Raw genomic sequence first — 16581 nt, 5'->3', positions numbered from 1 at the left:
TCATCAGTGCAGCGTCTGTTCTTTTTGATAAAAGTTGTATATTTATAGCCAGGAGCAGGACAAAAATATCGCTCAGGAAATTGTCGAAGGACATATTTATTGGAATCCGCGCTCAGCGCGGTTTTTTTATGAATTTTTAATTTTAACAATATATATATTCTATTAATTGATATTAATTTATTGTTAAACAATAAATTAAATGTTAGAATCAAAATTACAAAAAATAAAGTGAGGAAAAAATATGAACAATGAACCCATTATCAGCTTGCGGAATGTGACCAAGCGGGTCGGCCGGACTACCATCATTGACGATCTTACGTTTGATGTTCCGCGAGGTGAAATTTTTGGCTTTCTAGGCCCGAACGGGGCCGGTAAAACAACTACAATACGCATGATCGTCGGACTGATGTCAACCACCAAAGGTCAGATACTGATCAAAGGGAAAGATATCAAAACGGAGTTCGAACAAGCCATCTGCCACATCGGCGCCATTGTGGAAAACCCGGAAATGTATAAGTATCTGAGCGGCTATCATAACCTAATTCATTACGCCCGCATGGTGCCGGGAGTGACCAAAGAACGAATTGATGAAGTGGTCTCACTGGTCAAACTGGAGAACCGCATTCACGACAAAGTTAAGAAGTACTCGCTAGGTATGCGTCAACGTCTGGGTGTCGCTCAGGCGCTGCTGCACCGTCCATCACTGCTGATTCTTGATGAACCGACGAACGGACTTGACCCGGCGGGAATTCGTGAGCTGCGTGATTACTTGCGGATGCTGACGCAGAGTGAAGGGATTACCGTTATCGTCTCCAGTCACCTGCTGTCCGAGATGGAGCTAATGTGCGACCGGGTCGCGATTCTGCAGCAGGGCAAACTGCTCGAAGTGAAACCGATCCGCGATTTCATCGATTCGGACGAACGCGCCCAGACCTTCCTGATGGAAGTGGAGCCGCTTGAATCCGCTCTGGCGATTGTAGAGAATATGGAAGGTGTTCTTGAAGCCAAGGCTGCATTGGACGGAATGGAACTGATAACCGAACGGGATAGAATTCCGGATATTCTGGCGGCCTTGATGCGCAATGATATCCGCATCTATGGAGTACAGCTGCAACGCCAGTCGCTAGAGGATCGCTTTTTGCAAATGACAGGGGGTGGACAGGTTGGTTAATCTTGTCCTTAATGAGAACATGAAAATCTACCGGCGGGTGAGAACATGGATTATGATCGGTCTGATGATCGCTTTTGTGCTTTTGGCGAATATTATGGACTGGCATTCTGACGGCAAAAATGCGAAAGGCGATAGTTGGCGGGCAGAACTGCTGCAGGAGAAACAGCAATGGAGCGAAACTCTGAAGAAGACCAATCTGGATGAAGAGACCCGAGCGTTCTACCAGCAGCAGGTTGCCGTTGCCGATTATCATTTGAAGGAGAATATCCGTACTACGGAAGGCACGTTATGGGAAGGCGTTAACGGTTCGGCGACTTTGACAATTATCATTAGTATTTTCACTATTATCATTGCAGGAGACAGTCTGGCAGGCGAATTTTCGACGGGTACGATCAAGCTGCTTCTGATCCGTCCGGCTAACCGGGTCAAGATCCTGGTATCCAAGTATCTCTCCTTGCTGATATTTGGCTTGCTGCTGCTGCTCATCTTGTTTGTTGTATCTGTAGTGGTGAATGGTATCTTGTATGGCTTCGGACACTTGGATCTCCCTTTGGTCAGCATGACGGGGGAAGGGCAAATCATCGAGAACAATATGATGCTTAATCTGTGGAAGACTTATATGCTGAACGGCGTGTCCACGATAATGTACGTAACCATGGCCTTTATGATCTCGTCTGCATTCCGCAGCAGTGCTATGGCGATCGGGGTTTCAATCGGGACTCTCTTTGCGGGTAATATTCTACTGGAGTTGCTGGCGCGTTATGAATGGAGCAAATACACGTTGTTCGCCAATACCGATTTAACCCAGTACCTGGACGGAAACCCCTTCAAGGAAGGAATGACATTGTCCTTCTCCATTGGAGTACTCGCTGTATATTTCCTAGTGTTCAATATGATTTCCTGGCTAATGTTCACACAAAGAGACGTGGCGGCCTAAAGATGCCGTCATCAAAATCATATTTACAATTACTGTATTTTGGCTATCATCAAGCGTTGAGCTGCATATTTCCTATTGCGATCTTTGTAACATTAGCTCTTTCCAAGGTAATTGAGGTGCCTTTCGGTTATCGTTATGATGCCATTCTTATCATTCTACTAACTGTGCAGTTCCTGATGTACCGCAGTGGACTTGAGACACTTGATGAGATTAAAGTGATTTGTGTATTTCATATTATTGGTTTATTCCTCGAAATCTATAAAGTTAGGATGGGATCGTGGTCATACCCTGAACCCGGACTTACAAAGGTATTCGGAGTACCGCTCTACAGCGGATTTATGTATGCAAGCGTCGCAAGCTATATGTGTCAGGTATGGCGCAGATTGAAGATGGACATAACTGGCTGGCCGGGGCTGGCTGCTGCTGGACTGCTTGGAGGGGCCATCTATCTGAACTTTTTTACACACCATTTCATCCCAGATTTCCGTTGGTGGCTGACAGCTCTTGTGCTCGTTGTCTTCTGGAGAACATGGATCATCTACCGGGTACGGACCATTACCTATCGGATGCCCTTGACACTGGCCTTTTTCATTGTAGGTTTTTTCATTTGGTTAGCCGAAAATATTGCCACCTTTTTTAGTGCCTGGAAGTACCCTGACCAGTATCAAGCCTGGAAGTTGGTGGGCTTCGGTAAGATCAGCTCATGGTTCCTGCTGGTCATCATCAGCGTCATTATTGTCGCACAGCTTAAACATGTTAAAGGCAGCCGGGTAGCGAAAGATAGATGAACCAGTCCAGATTATGAGGTAGAATACAAGAGTGGCAAGAACATAACAACAATCGTGGAGGCATATCAATGAGTCAGCGTTTTCGTATCACCCGATCGATGCAAGAACATAGTATGGAACCGATCATATCCTTAGAAGAGTGCAAAGATTACTTTGCATCTAAACCCGATTTTACCTACTCACAGGTATTCACCGTTAAGGGACCCGAAAGCACCATGTCCATTGATGGGGACTTTTTTATGTGGAAGCATGGGGACGTGGATATCCCTTTCCGGCTTTATATGGGGGATTTGTATGTAGCCATTACAGTTGAGGCTGTAGTTCCCAAAATGATTGAAATTGCAACGGATCTGCGGGCGGATATAATAGAAGGGTAACACGCTAAGAACGCATGGATGATGTGGAGAGGATACAGATGGCAGAGAAGCGAGTGCACATAAGGTTTCCGGAGGAAGCGGATGTCCAAGAATTAACAGCAATGTACAGGCGTAACCGGGAATTTTTCAAGGAATTCTCACCAAACACCGCGGAAGAGTTCTATACGGAAGAGCACCAGCTCCAATCGATTATGAAGAGCAAGGCTGACAGGGAAGAGGACCGGAGATATGACTTCGTAATATGCCATATAGCGGACGAGCGGATTATTGGTGCAGTAGGACTTTCTTTTGTCGTACGGGGACCTCTTCAGAGCTGTATGATCGGATATAGTCTAGATCGCGAGTATAATGGCAGAGGCTATATGACGGAAGCTGTGAAACAGGTGGTCAGCTATGCCTTTGATACGCTGAAATTTCACCGGATCACAGGAGAAGCCTCTCCCCGGAATGCAGGTTCGATTTCTGTACTTGAGAATGCGGGCTTCCACAAAGAGGGCATTGCCCGAAGCAACGTGAAGATCAACGGGGTGTGGGAGGATCATCAGGTTCTTGCCATCATTAATCCCGCAGAATGAATGTAGTTATAGTTAATAACATCTCAGTACCAAAGGAGAAACCCTCAGCAATAGTAAGGGACGCTAAAAGAAACAGCGACTCTGTCCGGTAGAGAATCGGAAGCGAGTCGCTGTTTAATTATCTAGTCTACAAATACTCACACTTGAATCGTGTGAACTCTGCATTATAATCAGGGCTGTCTCCAGTAGCATACAAACCGATAAGTACACCAGTAAATCCACCTGCTACTTCTGAGGATAGATATCGCGATTGTCCGGCTCCGAGTAGTGTTTCGGTACTTTCCATCTGAACATAGAAGTGATAGTGAGTAGGGGTAGACTTAATAACTAAGAAGGCATGATTATTATTGCCCAAGTCTACAGTGTGTTCAATGGATTTAATATCCCCGATGTTAAGTCGCTCAATGACCTCGTATCCACCTTGATGCTGGCGCAATGCCAAATCATAATGGTGGTTCTCATCCATATAGAGAGTGATACCTGCTTCACCACTGGTAAGGCTGATTTCACATGAAATTACCGCGTTGAAGTCTTGTTGACGAATGCCGATAAATGTTGGAGATGCCGGAGCATCCAGTGTTACACCTGTGCCTATAAGCTTAACCTTATCGGATTCTAACTGATAGTGATCTACCGCCGGATGACGAAGATAACACCAGTCCAGTGTCCAATCTGTATTTTCAAAAGTAATGACCTTTTTATCCTCTTGTATGATCGTGTCTGCGATTCGGTCGGTCTCGAAACTCATCAGAACGGTACCTTGATGGCCTGCAGTAAACCAGCCGTCCTCGTCAAAGGTAACCGGAGTCAGGAACACTTCGCGGCCCAAGTGGTGATAGGTCAGCCACTGTCCGATCTGACGGAACCCTAGATGTACAAGCCACCAGTTCCCCTCATGGTCTTGAACCAGGTCACTATGACCAACCCCTTGCAGTTCATAACCGCCCAAATTACGATTGGTCAGTACGGGATTGTTCGAATAGGGTTCGAACGGGCCGGACGGAGAATCTCCCCGTGCATAAGTGACCATATGTCCATATTCCGTTCCGCCCTCTGCTGCGAGCAGGTAATAACGTCCGTTTATTTTATATAAATGAGGGCTTTCCAAATAGCGTCCGCCTGTTCCTTGCCATATGTAACGGCTGGGCGTGAGCTTGAGTCCGGTTTCAATTTCGAGTTCACACTGGACAATACCACTCTTGCCATAGTCATCAATCCCTTTGCTCATGAAATACGTTTTATCTTCTTCAAAATATAAATCTGGGTCAATTCCCCCTTGATCAACGTAGATTGGTTCAGACCACTCGCTGTAAATATCATCAGTCCAGACGTAGAAATTCTGGTGAGTCGTATCATTCGTGGTCGTCATGTAGAATCTGCCGTTGATGTAACGCAGTGTGGGTGCGAAGACACCTCCCGAGCTGCTTACAGTCTCGAGCTGTACTTGGCTTTTTCGGGTTAAGCAATGACCGATTTGGGTCCAATTGATCAGGTCTTTACTCTCGAAAATTGGAACACCGGGGAAATACTGAAAGGAGCTGCAGACGAGGTAATAGGTGTCGTCCACTTTGCACACACTTGGGTCTGGATAAAAACCCTTAATGACAGGATTATTGTATTTCATTTGTCCACCTCATCTGTAAATTTACATCAATAAGAATTCATTATGATTGGCTTCTACAAAAATTAAACATCATAGCTAACAGCCTTGCAATAGAACACAGTTGAAGGTTCATGCTAAATCCATTAAATTAATATAGATATGATTTCAACAAGTAGAGTCAGGAGATCTTAGTCATGATCAAAGCAAACGGGGAACCTAAATTCATGTCACTATATGAGGCGTTGGCAAGCGAGGTCCGATGGAGAATCATGAACCTTATTGCCGATAACGAAATGAATGTGAAGGAGATTGCGTCTGCGTTAGAACTTAGCCCGTCCATTGTTACCATGCATATCCGCAAGCTGGAAGTAGCCGGATTAATTGGAAGCCGTAGAGTACGGTTAAATGGAGGGACGCACAAGATGTGTTACCTTACTCAAAAAAGAATCGAAATCGAGCTGCCAACTTCCGGCCACTCTGCGAGGGTGCGGGAGCAGACCATTTCTGTCGGTCATTATACTGCTTTTGAAGTTCATCCTACCTGCGGACTGGGAACGCGTGAGAAGGAAATTGGGGTTTGGGACGACCCGCGCTACTTTCTTGATCCTGAGCGGGTTCAAGCTTCCATCCTATGGTTTGGGAGGGGATATGTTGAATATAAAACCCCTAATTATATGCCCGCCGGTCAACCCGCCGACGCTATCGAAATTTCGATGGAAATTGCTTCTGAAGCGCCAGGCCTCCGGGACCATTGGCCTTCGGATATAAGGTTCACCTTTAATGGCATTACCCTGGGAACCTGGACAAGTCCTGCCGATTTCGGAAGAGCTGCGCGTGGTAAGTATACCCCGGACTGGTGGCATCGAAACGTGAATCAATACGGATTATTGAAGACGATCCGCATTGACGCACTCGGAACATGTATAGACGGTGAGCGAATGTCGGATGTGACCATCAGAGAGGTCAAGCTGGAAGAACCGTTCTGGACGCTTCGTTTCTCGGTTGACGAGCAGGCGGTTAACATCGGGGGATTAACGCTCTATGGCTCCGGATTCGGCAATCACGACCAGGATATTGTGATCAGGGTATATCTTAGCGACAAGACATGAGTTATAAGCAGGCTGAGCGGCCAATTGTTCGATATGCAGCGTTTGACACTAACGAAGGTATATCGTTCCACGGCTGACGTTAGCTTTATCTGAAAGATCCTGAATGGTCATATCGTCAAAACTCTTCTCAGTCATCCGTTCAATCACTGCTGTCTTTAAGGCTTCCTGAGTTTTGAGGATTCTTCTCCCAAGGGGGAAGGCTTTAGATTGGACCGGATGCAATTGTACTGGAGTTCTCTACAAACGAAATTGGCTAATAATTTAAGGAACACCTTCAAAAATAAAAAAAGCGTTGTTCTGTTGCTCTTGGCAACAAAACAACGCTTTTTTTAGTACTCAACCTATGAAACTACTTCTCGTGTCCCATTAGATTAATGTGACTTCGAAGCTACTTTAACGACTTTTCCGATTTCCTCGTCATTCTTTGCGTTAAGCTCGGCGATAAGCTTGTCGCCTTCGACGTCCAGGTTCGGCAATAAGCGGTCGAGCCACTGTGGCAGCCACCAGGCTTTGTCGCCGAAGAGGGCCATAACAGCCGGGACGAAGGCCATGCGGACGAAGAACGCATCAATCAGAATGCCAAGTGCGAGCGCAAAACCGATTTGTTTGATCATGATGTCGTGCGAGAGGACAAAACCTGCGAAGACGGCGACCATGATTACGGCAGCTGCAACTACGACGCGGCTGGCCTGATCGTATCCGTGAATAACACTGTCTCTGCCTTTATGTCCATGAACGTAAGATTCGCGCATGGAAGAGACAAGAAATACTTGATAGTCCATCGCGAGTCCATACAGAATACCTGTGACAAGGATCGGAATGAAGCTCAGTAGCGGACCGCCCGTATCAACGCCGAACAGTTCGCTAGCCCAGCCCCATTGGAACACGGCGGTCGTTATGCCGAACGTGGCAAGTATGCTTAGCAAGAAACCCAGTGTTGCTTTAACCGGAACGAGAATCGAACGGAAGACGAGCATTAATATGATCAGCGAGAGGATGACAATGATCCCGATGTAGATCGGGAATGCTTCTGCCAGCCTGGACGACATGTCAATGTTGATTGCGGTGAACCCTGTCACGCCAAGCGTCACATTAAAGTTCTGAGCGATAGCCAAATCTGCAGCCCGAAGCTCCTGGACCAGATCCTTTGTTGCGGTATCCGTAGGTCCAGTTTTCGGGATAAGGCTTAAAATAGCGATATTTCCATCTTTGTTCATGCCAACAGGCGATACCACGGATACGTTCTTGAGCTGCTGAATGCCCTGTGTAATTCCACCCAGCGCTTCAGGTGCGATACTTCCTGATGGATCATTGGCCTCTGCAACGATAAGCAGAGGGCCGTTAAAGCCTTCTCCGAAACCGGCAGAGATCGCATCATAACTCTGCCGTGCTGACGTATCCAGATTCGCGCTGGAACCCGAAGGGATGCCAAGCTCCATCTTCGCCGCCGGAATGGCTGCCGTGCCTAGAATGACAATAACTACGATGATAACCAGCCAGCGAAGTTTGACGATGCCTTTCACCCAGCGATCCGCGATACCATGTGATTGGACTTTGGAGCGGTTCTTCTCGCGTGCTCTCGCGGAGCAGATCCGCTCTCCCACCAATCCCAGCAGTGCCGGCAGCAGAGTAAGCGCGATAAGTACGCTGAGGAATACCGTGACCGATGCAACGATCGCCATCATACTTAAGAAGGATATACCGATGACGAGCAGGCCGCACAGAGCAATAATGACTGTAAGTCCCGCGAAGAATACTGCACTTCCCGCAGTGCCAACGGCCCGACTCGCAGCCTCACGCGCCGTTAGACCTTGGTCGAAGATAAGACGGCGCTGACGGTTAACGATAAATAGCGAGTAATCAATGCCGACTGCTAGCCCGATCATAAGGGCTAAGACAGGTGTGAATGATGTCATGGTAACGAAGTTCGAGAAGGCGAACGCGCCACCCACACCGATCCCGACACCGAACAGAGCAGTCACAATCGGCAAGCCGGCGGCAACAAGCGAACCAAGTGTCATGATTAGGACAACAGCCGCGAGGATCAAGCCGAACACCTCGTTAACGCCGATCGGAAGTTCGACCTCTTTTAGAGAGTCACTTGGAAGGGCAGTCATCCCGCTGCCGTCCACCGTTTCGGTTACGGCTTTCACAACGGAGTCCGTTACACCAGAAGGCAATGAGTTCTGCTGAACAGTGAATTGGAATTGGAACAACGCAATACTGCCATCGGTAGCAATCAATACACCGGGGACAGGCATACCGTTCACCATGAGCGGCATGTAAGGAGGCATTTCGGCAGGAGTCGGACTTACCGTGCCTGCGGCAGCTGCATCCGTTCCTTGAGCGCTTCCGGCCCCCGCTGTAGGATCACCTTGAGCAGCCCCTTGCCCGCTTTGGTCAGCCAGAGTGGCACCAGCGGCGGCTGCCAGCTCCGCGGGATTGATGATGTAATCAAGGTTATATACCTTGTTAACCGCTGCTGTAATCGTCCCTATTCGTTCGGGTGTGTCGAGACGTTCTCCCTCGGGAGCCTTAAACAATACGCTTGCTTGACCGCCGGACGCTTCCGGAAGATCCTGTGCGAGCTTGTCGAGTACCTTCTGTGATTCGGTGCCTTCGATCTTCATCTCTGAGCTGACACTCATGCCGTTAATTCCGAGCATCGCAATAACGATGCCAATGATAAGAACCCAGCCTAGTATGAAGGCCCAAGGTTTGTTATATGCGGATTTACCTATTTTGTACAATAATTTGGACATAGCGAGGTTATCTCTCCTTTATGTTGCTAATTGTTAGAATCCATTTCTTAAGTAGCTAAATGTCGTGTCTAAATAGTCGTCGAACGAAAGAGCCCCGGGTGCTTCTTCCTTGTCTTGGCCGGGAAGGAGAACCTGCAGCGTTCCGTCCAGCACGGATTCGATTGTGGAGAAGATCGCGCCCATAAGAAGATAAGTGTATTGGGGCGAATGCGTATCCCGGTATAAAGTGGTTAACATTTCCTGGCCTTTTTTCTGCATGCTGTGGAACACGCTTAGCGTGTATGGCTCGAGGGCTTTATACTCCTTACAAAGCTTATAAAGATGGCGCATCCTTTTTAGCGATTGTTCAGCCAGCTGCATCTTCACGAATTGATACATGGCTTCGACCGGCGACGTGGAATCGGGCATATGTTGGAGCAATTCGAAAAATTCTTCTATGCCATGATAGGGATAGGCTGCCATTGCAACAGCTTCTTCCTTGCAGGAGAAATGGTTGGCGAATGTCCGCCGGGAATAGCCAGCGCGCTGCACAATATCCTCAACGACAAAACCTTCTAATCCGCGTTCGATCGTAAGCTGAAATGCGATTTCGGACAAGGCACTAGCCGTCGCTTCTTTTTTCATTTCCCGCAGACTTGGTCTATTAATCATGTTAAGTTCACCTCCGTAATTATATTCGGCTTCACTTACAATATCACACTCATTGCCCAATGGGCAATATTGCACAAAAGGCAAGATCATACATGGCACCAGAAGACCATAAGATCTTCATCACTTCTTAACAAGTTGCCCATTCGATCTTCACAACTCTTCTTTAAACTGTTCATATAAGGAGGAGATACAAATGAAGAAAATGTGGATTGGAATTACAGCAATAATACTGATTATGGGAATCGGAACTGCAGGCGCTTATGCTGCAACAGCGGACAATGATAATAACAGTGGTGGATCCGTGGGTAAGATGCTTCAACATGCCAAGCAAATGCATCCCAATCTGTCCGAAAAAGAGATTCAGCAGATGCACGACAACTGTAATGCAAAGGGAAGCGCTGGTATGACTCAAATGATGCAAAGTTCTCAAGGTATGATGAACTTTTAACCAGATCATGATAAGATGAGACCTCATGTAAATGGGGTCTATCTCATTTCATAAATCACAGCCGAATGGTGATGAAGCTCATGAAAATCTTAGTAGTGGATGATGAAGAGCATATTGTTCAAGTTATTAAAGCGTACCTGGAAAAAAACCAATTCCTTGTATATGAGACAGATACGGGCCGAGGTGCTCTTTATTTATTTGAATCTTTAAATCCCGATCTTATCGTGCTGGATTTGATGCTTCCGGATATGTCAGGCGAAGAGGTCTGTAGAATGATCCGAAAAACGTCCAGCGTACCCATTCTTATGCTGACTGCCAAAAGCAGCGAGGATGACATGGTTAACGGATTGATGATCGGAGCAGATGATTATATTACAAAACCTTTCAGTCCCAGAGAACTGTTAGCCCGAGTGATCAGTTTATTGCGAAGAGCCCAACCTCCCGATCAGGGAGGACTTAACAAGTCATTAATGTCATTCTCCAAAGGCAGCTTAATTATGAATATCGAAAGCTATGAAGTAAAAATGCATAATGAATCCGTCATTCTTACACCCATGGAGTTTAAACTGTTAGAAGTATTAGCCAAACACCCGAAAAGAGTCTTCTCCCGGCTTGAACTAGTGAATCTTATTCAGGGCGATAGCTATGAAGGGTTTGAGCGGACCATTGATGTACATATCAAGAACATTAGACAAAAAATAAATGAAGACCCGAGACGACCTGAATTCATTGGTACAGTCTTCGGTGTAGGCTACAAGTTCTTGGTGAGTCCCGATGAACAATAGAGGTGGATTAAACAGAAAGCTTCTTGTATCCCATGTAGGTGTAGCCCTCACTGCTGTACTGTCTATCCTACTGCTTGTAAATCTGGTGATGAGCTTCTCATTTCATAAATATCAGAATAACCAGCAGAAGGCAGAAGTTCAGAGTATTCATGACGAACTCATAGCCGCTTATGATGAAACCACATCAGAGTGGAGTCCTAATGTGTGGATGCTCCTTTCTCATCAAGCGATGGCACGTAATTATATTGTTCGTATTTACAACAATGAACACCTTTTATTATGGGACACTTCACAAATGGGGATGCAGCGACAGACTTCGGATTTCAAGAACCGGCAAGCTGCTATTCAACAAACCCTCGTGAAAAATAATCACCAGCTCGGAACCATTGAATTTCAAGCTTCAACCGAAACGTTCCAAAACCTGAATCAGCAGTTCTTGCGCATGTTTAATACGCTGTTATGGGCAGCTCTTGTGATTGTAATCATTGGAACGTATCTGTTCAGCAGGTACATCGCCAGCAGTATTAGCCAGCCGCTGATCAGGATTAAAGAGATTGCTGCAAAAATGAAAGAAGGAGATCTCACCTCCCGAATTGAGGTTGCAAATCTGAATAGTGAGATCCGTGAGGTCGGACTTGCACTTAACCATTTGGCCGAAGGAATGGAGAAACAGGATCAGTTAAGAAAAACATTGACTGCCGATGTAGCCCATGAATTACGAACGCCGATAACGACGATTCAAAGCCATTTGGAAGCATTTCAGGATGAGATTTGGGAACCGACACCCGATAGACTTGTAGTATGCCATGACCAGGTTCTGCGGTTGGTTCAACTCATTAATGATCTGGAAAATTTGGCTGCTGCAGAGAACCCGATGGTTCATTTAAAGAAGGAAATGGTATCCCTGCACGGCATTGTCCAGCAGTCGTTAATTACTGTGTCCGGTCAATTCGTTCATAAAAACCTTTCGTTTAATTTAGTAAGTGAAAGTGAAGTATGGATCACCGGAGATCGAGTGCGGTTGGATCAGGTATTCCTTAACCTTTTAAGCAACGCATTTAAATACACCAACACAGGAAGCATCCATATTGTAGTTTCAAAAGATTCAAACGAAGGGATTGTCACAATTTCAGATACAGGGCAAGGGATCTCGGAAGATGAGCTTCCTTATATCTTTGAGCGGTTCTACCGGGGAGACAAGTCCAGAAACCGGAAGACAGGTGGTGCCGGCATAGGCCTTGCAATTGTAAAAGCGATCCTTGATGCACATGCAGGATCTATTCAAGTACAGAGTGAGTTAAATACCGGGACGACCGTTCGAGTCCGTCTTCCGATAATACGTTAAAAAAGGATGATGCCAAGATGATGATGGGATATGGTTTTGGGTTCGGAATATTTGGTTTTATCATCAATCTATTGTTGATAATTGGTGTCATTTATTTGGTGATCCGATGGGTTAGTGGTGAAGGGAATTCCCGTGACAAAGAAAGTACACCCCAAAGAATTCTGGCGGAGCGATTTGCCAGAGGGGAGATCACTGAGGAAGAGTATATCAAGATGAGAAGTATTTTACGTGATTAATAAAGGATTTGGAAATGCAAAAAAAAGCCTTAGCCCTTCGCCGGCCAAGGCTTATTTTTGCTGTTATGTGCATCAGTCCAGTATCGATAAAATAAGCATAGCTGAACTGCTGAAGAGTCACGTTTGATTGTGCCCCTTACAAGGTGCTGAATACGATATTACGCAACTTACGGGTAATCGGCATCGTGCCGGCATCTTTTTTCTGAATCATAAATAGGATTGTCAGCCCGTCCGCAGGACTGTTGTTGAAGTATGCCCCAAGCCACCCGTCCCAGCCGTACTCACCTTGGCCGCCGATAATTCCGGCTTTCCCGGTGTCGGTCATGATTCGCATCTGGTTGCCATAACTATGGCCACACAATGAATGCCACGTATCGAAGCCTTTTTGCTGCCAATCGGTTAAAGAAGCTGATGTCATATATTGAACTGTTCTAGGTTTTAGAAGCTGCACGCCGTTTAAGCTACCTTGATTCATCAGCATCGTTGTAAATTTAGCAGCATCGTCAATCGTAGACGCCAGACCAGCTCCGCCTGACTCGAATACCGGCTCCCGATCCATTTGATGACCGATGCCGAGATGGCTGTCCGCATACAGCTTCAGGCCGCCTTCACCGTCGTCTTGATAGGTTTTTGCAAGGCGGGCTCGTTGTTCTTGCGACAGCCAGAAGCCGGTATCTTTCATTCCAAGCGGCTTAAAGATCTCCTTGTTCAAAAATTCTCCGTAACGTACACCGCTAACACTTTCCACAATCGCGCCAAGAACGTCCGCCGACGTTCCGTATTGCCAGTACGATCCCGGATCGAAGGAAAGGGGAGCTTCACCCAGACGATTTGCAAATTCCAGTGTGCTCATGGGTGTATCACCGTATAAACGGCTACTCAGTTCCTCGAATAATTCATCCGTATGCTGCCCGGCTTTGTCGGTACCACCATACACTAACCCAGATGTCATGTTCAGCAAGTCGTGAATTGTAACTTCGCGGCTTACTGGTACCAGTTCACCATCCTTCTCGAACAGCTGGTTTTTGAAACCCGGAATATAGCGGCTTACCGGATCAAACAAATCAATCTCTCCACGTTCGAGCAGCATCATGATGGAAGTGGCGGTAATCGGCTTCGTCATGGAGTATAAACGGAAGATCGAATCCCTAGAAATAAGGCGTCCCGACTCCATGTCAGCCAAACCATCTTCATGGTAAAACACTTCCTTGCCGTCCTTGAGCACCATGAAATTCGCACCGGCGATTTCCTTGTTCTCGATACTTTGTTTCAGCGTTTTCTTCAATTGATTAGTTATGTTTGGCTCCAGCATATCGATTATGACCTCTTCTTTCGTATAATTTGCTACAAAGAATATTAATCGCTTTTGGACGTGTTGTATAGGACGGATTATTAAATGAATGAACAAAGTCCAGGAAAGACATCATAAGAAAGTAGTATACATCTCATTTTCCCGAGGAGGATTCTTTATGGCTCACCAGATGAGAAGGAAAGAAGCTGCCTGGAAGTCACGAAAGCAACAGCAACATCCCCATGGTAAAATCAAATCGCTTAAGGTATTGTCCAGCGAATACGAAGAGAAGCATACTACTTTGTAAGGAAGAGAAGGACTGTCGAAGAATTCTTCGGCAGTCTTTCTTCATACCCGAGCTTTCGGAAAGTTACCATAGGACAAGCTCAAATTGATTATTGGTTTTAAGAGCCGCTAATTATGGGCAGTATAAATTCACTCGCTCTTGTATACCGTTTGAGACTTCTTGCGGAATTTCCTTGACCTTGATATCCCCGCCTAGAAACAGCAGCCAATTGATTATTTCGGCTAATTCTTCGGGCTTCTTCACATTGATAAAAGTCTTTAGTATGGCTGTGGTTTGGTAAGGATTCGTATAGGAAATGGAAACTCTAAGAGGATGGTATTTTTTGAACTGGGCAATTGCTTGGGGACCAAGTTCAAGGACAAGGTTGATCACTGCTTCTTGCTTACTTAGGATTTCCATGATCTTTTTCTTACTTAATCTTTTATCGGCGCTGTAGGGTTTGACATCGGTGAGATGGTCGACCGGGACAATTTGCTTCTTTTCTTCCATTAAGTCAAAGCCTTCAATCAGCCAAAGGCCTTTTTCACGATAAAGGTGCAAGAGATAAATGGGAGTAGTCTCTTCATTAATAGTAATCAATAAATAGCTATCCAATAGTAGGAGCTGGATCAGTTTTTCTAGCATGGGATGGGGCAGGTCTGAAAGATCAAGCAGATCCGGGTTATTCGGGTTCGTCCCTTCAAATAGCAATATTTGATTTAAAAGAGAAAGGTCATCCTGCTGATTCTCTGAGATGAGGCCGAGCAATTTCTCGGCTAAAGACTGACGGCTCTTTAAATAGGGGAGCTGCCCATTTCTTGTGGCCATAAATGCAATAAAAAGAGCCTTAACTTCATTATCGGTAAAGCGAACAACGGGAAGGACAGAGTTGCGCATGACAAAATAACCCCCATCTCTCCCAACTTCAGCGACAAGCGGCATCCCCATGCCCTCAATTTCTCTGATATCCCTGATCGCTGTTGAACGGGAGATGTTGAATTCCCGCATGATTTCAGAAATGGTAAAATGGGCACGATTGTTGATATACCGCATAATGATATTAATCCGTTCAACTTTTTTCATTGGGACTCCTAAACAGTATCATTTTTTGACATGATTTAAGGCTATCATATCCTTATCAAGTGGTGAAGACAAATCATTTGATAAATCCTAGTGAAAAGGAAGGTTTCAAATATGGCGAATTATACTCTAGAAGAAAAAGACAGCTTTACCGTTATAGGCATTGGAACTGAGCTTAAGAGTCACTACACAGACTATGCTGGGATAAACAAGGAAAAGGCGGATTTCTGGCAGGCCGTTAGCCAGGATGGAAGACTTGATGCTTTAAAAGCCGCGGCTACGAATGACTACATTTTCGCTGTGAACGAAGCGGTCAATAATAAGATGATGCATTACGCAGGCGTTATGACAGAGGCACCGGCACCTGAAGAGGCCAGAGTGATCCAATTTCCTAAGGGAGAATACCTGGTTGTTAAAGGAGAAGGGAAGACGGCTGACGAATTAAATAATCTGCTTGCAGGTCTTGCCTTTGGACAAGCCTTGCCGGAAGCACAGGATGTCGCCTATGTTGGCGGGCCTAATACAACTGTTGAGACAGGGCAGCGAAACGGCTTGATTTTAGGTGAAATGTGGATTCCAGTTGTGAGGAAATAACGAGAGTAAAGGAGAGGGAAGAATGTCTTATATCGTTGATTTTAAGGATGTGTCTACGGTTGGTTTAGAGTCTTCACCTGTAGTAGAAACACTTGCTGGTTTACGTGCGAATGAAGCCCGTTACTTTATGAACAAATACAAGCATGAATTTACGGTTGTGCCTGCCAGTGAAAGTCAGGAGAGTCTTGAATATGTGAACCGGATTCTGAAAGAGGAACGTAATATCGAATTTGCGGCCAAGCCGTTAGAAACTTCGCGCTTTCAAGTGGAAAATATCCAATTTACTTACGTTTTTTATGAGGACGGGCTTGCGATCAACGTCATGTATACCGTAGATGACCCTAAGAAGCGGGCTGTAGGTTTTAAGCTTTCAGAGGGAATGGAGATCCCGAAGGAATTAGCAGAGAAGTTTAAGTTCGCGCGGCAGAAGTCTAAACTAGCCGGAACCATTCGCGGCTCGTTTTTTGTGATCAAGGGAGAATATTAAAGACAAGAACAAAGTCCTTTTGAGAACCCGCGCCTTGCGCGGTTTTTCTATTTCAG

At 45.9% G+C, this 16581-nt stretch carries 17 protein-coding genes and 2 pseudogenes; 13 read left to right on the top strand and 6 right to left on the bottom strand.

The features are described from left to right. Positions 1 to 241 precede the first annotated feature (241 nt). The 5 genes from ACAN55_RS02155 (at position 242) to ACAN55_RS02135 (ending at position 3848) form a co-directional block, all read left to right on the top strand. Positions 242 to 1171, top strand: a complete 930-nt coding sequence (locus ACAN55_RS02155; protein WP_379127395.1) for an ABC transporter ATP-binding protein — start codon at positions 242 to 244, stop codon at positions 1169 to 1171. Then, positions 1164 to 2108, top strand: coding sequence for an ABC transporter permease (locus ACAN55_RS02150; protein ID WP_379127393.1), 945 nt, complete (start codon positions 1164 to 1166; stop codon positions 2106 to 2108). The genes ACAN55_RS02155 and ACAN55_RS02150 overlap by 8 nt, the downstream gene beginning before the upstream one ends. Before the next feature lie 2 nt (positions 2109 to 2110). Then, positions 2111 to 2896 carry a DUF817 domain-containing protein gene (locus ACAN55_RS02145; protein WP_379127390.1) on the top strand — a complete coding sequence of 262 codons (786 nt, stop codon included), beginning with the start codon at positions 2111 to 2113 and terminating at the stop codon, positions 2894 to 2896. A gap of 68 nt (positions 2897 to 2964) precedes the next feature. Beyond that, a complete protein-coding gene (locus ACAN55_RS02140) occupies positions 2965 to 3273 on the top strand; it encodes a hypothetical protein (protein ID WP_379127387.1) in 309 nt (102 codons plus the stop codon). Between the two features lie 38 nt (positions 3274 to 3311). Beyond that, on the top strand, positions 3312 to 3848 hold the full coding sequence (locus ACAN55_RS02135) for a GNAT family N-acetyltransferase (protein ID WP_379127384.1): 537 nt from the start codon (positions 3312 to 3314) through the stop codon (positions 3846 to 3848). 127 nt (positions 3849 to 3975) lie between these two features. On the opposite strand, the gene ACAN55_RS02130 is transcribed toward ACAN55_RS02135, so the two are convergent. Further along, complete coding sequence (locus ACAN55_RS02130; protein WP_379127381.1) at positions 3976 to 5472, bottom strand: glycoside hydrolase family 43 protein; 1497 nt, start codon at positions 5470 to 5472, stop codon at positions 3976 to 3978. A gap of 173 nt (positions 5473 to 5645) precedes the next feature. On the opposite strand from ACAN55_RS02130, the pseudogene ACAN55_RS02125 reads away from it, so the two are divergent. Further along, positions 5646 to 5828 (top strand): annotated as a pseudogene (locus tag ACAN55_RS02125) (ArsR/SmtB family transcription factor); the annotation flags it as partial. Between the two features lie 786 nt (positions 5829 to 6614). On the opposite strand, the pseudogene ACAN55_RS02120 reads toward ACAN55_RS02125, so the two are convergent. From ACAN55_RS02120 to ACAN55_RS02110, 3 genes and pseudogenes are all read right to left on the bottom strand, one after another. Then, positions 6615 to 6782 (bottom strand): annotated as a pseudogene (locus ACAN55_RS02120) (TetR/AcrR family transcriptional regulator); the annotation flags it as partial. A gap of 149 nt (positions 6783 to 6931) precedes the next feature. Continuing rightward, positions 6932 to 9322, bottom strand: a complete 2391-nt coding sequence (locus tag ACAN55_RS02115) for an MMPL family transporter (RefSeq protein WP_379127378.1) — start codon at positions 9320 to 9322, stop codon at positions 6932 to 6934. Between the two features lie 33 nt (positions 9323 to 9355). Next, positions 9356 to 9973, bottom strand: coding sequence for a TetR/AcrR family transcriptional regulator (locus ACAN55_RS02110; protein ID WP_379127374.1), 618 nt, complete (start codon positions 9971 to 9973; stop codon positions 9356 to 9358). A gap of 193 nt (positions 9974 to 10166) precedes the next feature. Here ACAN55_RS02110 and ACAN55_RS02105 point away from each other — a divergent pair, with 193 nt between their 5' ends. From ACAN55_RS02105 to ACAN55_RS02090, 4 genes are all read left to right on the top strand, one after another. Beyond that, positions 10167 to 10421 (top strand): FAD/FMN-containing dehydrogenase, encoded by a 255-nt coding sequence (locus ACAN55_RS02105; RefSeq protein ID WP_379127371.1) that lies wholly within the window; start codon positions 10167 to 10169, stop codon positions 10419 to 10421. 71 nt (positions 10422 to 10492) lie between these two features. Continuing rightward, entirely contained in the window at positions 10493 to 11206 is a 714-nt protein-coding gene (locus tag ACAN55_RS02100; protein ID WP_379127368.1) for a response regulator transcription factor, read from the top strand. Then, positions 11196 to 12551 carry a sensor histidine kinase gene (locus ACAN55_RS02095; RefSeq protein ID WP_379127366.1) on the top strand — a complete coding sequence of 452 codons (1356 nt, stop codon included), beginning with the start codon at positions 11196 to 11198 and terminating at the stop codon, positions 12549 to 12551. The genes ACAN55_RS02100 and ACAN55_RS02095 overlap by 11 nt, the downstream gene beginning before the upstream one ends. Positions 12552 to 12568: 17 nt before the next feature. Beyond that, positions 12569 to 12787: an SHOCT domain-containing protein gene (locus ACAN55_RS02090; RefSeq protein ID WP_379127364.1), complete on the top strand. Its 219-nt coding sequence runs from the start codon at positions 12569 to 12571 to the stop codon at positions 12785 to 12787. Positions 12788 to 12923: 136 nt separating this feature from the next. Here ACAN55_RS02090 and ACAN55_RS02085 read toward each other — a convergent pair whose 3' ends face one another. After that, the gene (locus ACAN55_RS02085; protein WP_379127362.1) at positions 12924 to 14099 is read right to left on the bottom strand and encodes a serine hydrolase domain-containing protein; all 1176 of its coding nucleotides are present in this window, start codon (positions 14097 to 14099) and stop codon (positions 12924 to 12926) included. A gap of 157 nt (positions 14100 to 14256) precedes the next feature. Here ACAN55_RS02085 and ACAN55_RS02080 point away from each other — a divergent pair, with 157 nt between their 5' ends. Then, positions 14257 to 14385: a DUF6254 family protein gene (locus ACAN55_RS02080; RefSeq protein WP_379127360.1), complete on the top strand. Its 129-nt coding sequence runs from the start codon at positions 14257 to 14259 to the stop codon at positions 14383 to 14385. Positions 14386 to 14496: 111 nt separating this feature from the next. On the opposite strand, the gene ACAN55_RS02075 is transcribed toward ACAN55_RS02080, so the two are convergent. Beyond that, positions 14497 to 15447: a helix-turn-helix transcriptional regulator gene (locus ACAN55_RS02075; RefSeq protein WP_379127357.1), complete on the bottom strand. Its 951-nt coding sequence runs from the start codon at positions 15445 to 15447 to the stop codon at positions 14497 to 14499. A 111-nt stretch (positions 15448 to 15558) separates the two neighbouring features. Between ACAN55_RS02075 and ACAN55_RS02070 the strand changes: the two genes are divergently transcribed. Then, positions 15559 to 16038 carry a GyrI-like domain-containing protein gene (locus ACAN55_RS02070; protein ID WP_379127354.1) on the top strand — a complete coding sequence of 160 codons (480 nt, stop codon included), beginning with the start codon at positions 15559 to 15561 and terminating at the stop codon, positions 16036 to 16038. 22 nt (positions 16039 to 16060) lie between these two features. Then, positions 16061 to 16525, top strand: a complete 465-nt coding sequence (locus tag ACAN55_RS02065) for a DUF8821 family protein (protein WP_379127351.1) — start codon at positions 16061 to 16063, stop codon at positions 16523 to 16525. The last annotated feature ends 56 nt before the right edge of the window (positions 16526 to 16581 follow it).

It is taken from the genome of Paenibacillus oryziterrae, assembly GCF_042610485.1.
In the GTDB taxonomy this organism is placed as follows: Bacteria; Bacillota; Bacilli; order Paenibacillales; family Paenibacillaceae; genus Paenibacillus_AQ.
Note: the sequence above shows the minus strand (reverse complement) of the source record. Positions and strands in the feature narration are given on the sequence as shown.